We start from the raw sequence: 2729 nt of genomic DNA, 5'->3' as shown, positions 1-2729 counted from the left end.
GGCGGGACCCGCGGGGGAGCGCCCGGCGGTCCCGCTCGGCTGAGGCGCGGGAGCCGCCGGGGCCGCCTGATCGGGTGAACCGCCCGACCCGTGTGAGCGGCCCGATCGGATGAACTGCCCGCGCCGCCCCTGCCCTTGGGTCCGCGGGACCGCTACACGCTGCGCGGGTCGGGCCCCGAGGGCTCCAGCGGCGGCGGGCCGGACGGATCGGACGGATCGGACGGATCGGACGGGTCGGAGGCGTCCGCCGCGAGCGGGGCCATCGCGCGGGCGCGGGGCGGCGCCGGGGCCAGGCGTCGGTCCTCCGGTGGGATCACGGGCGGCAGCCCGCCGTCCTCGCGCAGGAAGACCCGGCGCACCACGCGCTCGGCCGCGAGCCCGTCGTCGTAGGGACAGAACCGGCGCCGGAAAGCGGCCCGCAGTTCGGCCGAACGCGGGCCGCGCCAGGCCCCCGTGGCGAGGATGTCGGTCAACTCGTCCTCGCCGCGCGCCACCAGGCCCGGCGGGTGCGCGGTGATGTCGAAGTACGCGCCACGGGTGGCCCGGTAGGTCTCCCAGTCCGCGGCGTGCAGCACGACCGGCCGGTCGAGGCCCGCGTAGTCGAACATCAGCGACGAGTAGTCGGTGACCAGGGCGTCCGAGGCCAGGCACAGCTCCTCCGCCGACGGGTGCCCGGACACGTCGATGATCCGCGGGTGCGGGGCGCGGTCGTCCAGACCGTCGCGCGGGTCGCCCGGCGGGTAGAAGTGGTGGGTGCGGCGCAGCAGCACCACGTCGGGGCCCAGCGCGTCGGCCATCCGCGCCAGGTCGAGCGCGGGGCGGTAACCGCGCTGGTAGTCGCGGTGCGTGGGCGCGTAGAGGAAGGCGGTGCTCTCGCGCGGGATGCCGAGTTCGTCGCGGAGCCGCAGCACGTCGCGCGCGGTGGTCCGGTGGAAGACGTCGGTGCGCGGCTGGCCGTACTCCAGGGCCGTGAAGCCCGACGGGTAGGCGCGCTCCCAGACCAGGGTGGAGTGGCGGCTCGCCGAGAGGCTGTAGTCCCAGCGGTCCACGTGCCGCAGCATCCGCTCGAAGTCGGTGGTGCCCGCGGCGGCCGGGTGCTCCTGGAGGTCGACGCCCATGTGCTTGAGCGGCGTGCCGTGGTGGGTCTGCACATTGATCTGACCGGGCCGCTTGGCGTACCTGCGGTGGAAGTTGACGTTGCTGACCAGGTACGAGGCGCGGGCCAGCGCCGTCCAGTACGCGGCGGAGCCCGGCTCCAGGCGGCGTACGCCCGGCGGCAGGGTGTGCGCGTGCTCCTCGGTGGTCACCCACGCGGTCCGCATGTGCGGCGCCAGTTCCCGCAGCCGCTCCTCGACGGCCGCCGGATTGCAGGAGTAGCCGCGGTCCCAGTACGCGGAGAACACCGCCAGGTCCGGGTCGAGCGCGCGCCGCCGCTGCACCCGGTAGTGCGCGTGCAGCGCCGTCGTCCGCAGCCTGCCGTACAGCGCCCTCGCCCGCTGGGTGGCGCGCAGCCGCAGCCGGTGTGCCCGGCCGAGCGCCTGGAAGGTGCGCCGCGCGCCCAGCGCGACCAGCAGATACCGCACCCCGCTGCGGCCGGTGGGACTGGCCCGGAAACCGCTCGGCCGCAGCCGTCGGTACTGGGCACGGCAGCGGCGGAAGTACTCGGGGCGCGACGAATTCGGCAGCCGGTCGGGGAAGTTGAAGACGGTGGTGAGGTGATCCAGTATCCGGCGGAAGAGCACCGGCCGCCACCGCTCCAGCTCCGGGTGGCTGTCGAGGAACGCGAACAGCAGGTCGTACTGCTTGAAGATGTCGAAGTGCCGCCTGCTGGTGGTGTGCAGGATGCCGCTGCCGCGCCGCTGCCGGTAGTGCACGCAGACCCGGTCGAGCAGCGCGATCGACCCGGCGGCCATCAGCACCGGATACGTCCACGGGGTGTCCTCGTAGTAGCCCGAGGGGAAGGCGATGTCGGACTTCTCGATGAAGTCGCGGCGGTACGCCTTGTTCCAAGCCACCATGATCAGCCGCAGCAGCTCGGGCCGGTCGTCCAGCGTGCAGACCCCGGGGCCGGTCTCGGTGAGGATCGCCGCGAACTGATTGCGGTGGACGTCGCCGTTCCAGTACGTGCGGGCGTAGTCGAAGACCAGCACGTCCGGCTCGCCGGTCCGCTCGATCCGGGCGGCGACGGCCTCCAGCGAGCCGGGGACCATGGTGTCGTCGGAGTCGAGGAACAGGACGTAGTCGCCGGTGGCGCGGGCGAGACCCGCGTTGCGGGCCCGGCCGAGGCCGATGTTCTCCGGCAGGTGCAGCACCTCGACGCGGGCGTCCCTGGCCGCGAACGCGTCGGCGATGGCGCCGCTGCCGTCGGGGGAGCAGTCGTCCACGACGATCAGTTCGACATCGGCGAAGGACTGGTCGAGCACGGATTTCAGACAGGCGTGCAGATACGCCTGCACCTGGTAGACGGGGACGACGACGCTGAAGCGGGGCACAGCACATCCAGGTTCGACACGGGGGCGAGGGGCGCACGGGCGCCCGTGGCTTTCGCGCGGAGTGCCCGTTATATCCAGGGAACGCGTGGCCGCGCCGCTGGTTACGCTCCGGCGCGTCGCGAGTCGCGGATCCGTACGAGTGCCGTGGTGACGATCGGCGGCAGGACGTTGACCAGCAGGCGGCGCGCCCGGGAGCGGCGCGGCGCGCGGGCGGCGGAGGCGGCGGCGGTCGGGGCC

At 73.7% G+C, this 2729-nt stretch carries 1 protein-coding gene; it reads right to left on the bottom strand.

Annotation, left to right across the window (positions count from 1 at the left end; translation table 11 throughout):
* Positions 1–152: 152 nt before the first annotated feature.
* A complete protein-coding gene (locus BGM09_RS16975; RefSeq protein ID WP_188282447.1) occupies positions 153–2492 on the bottom strand; it encodes a CDP-glycerol glycerophosphotransferase family protein in 2340 nt (779 codons plus the stop codon).
* Between the last annotated feature and the right edge of the window lie 237 nt (positions 2493–2729).

The organism is Streptomyces sp. CBMA29, assembly GCF_014596445.1.
Taxonomy (GTDB): domain Bacteria; phylum Actinomycetota; class Actinomycetes; order Streptomycetales; family Streptomycetaceae; genus Actinacidiphila.
This window is presented reverse-complemented; position numbering and strand designations above follow the sequence as displayed.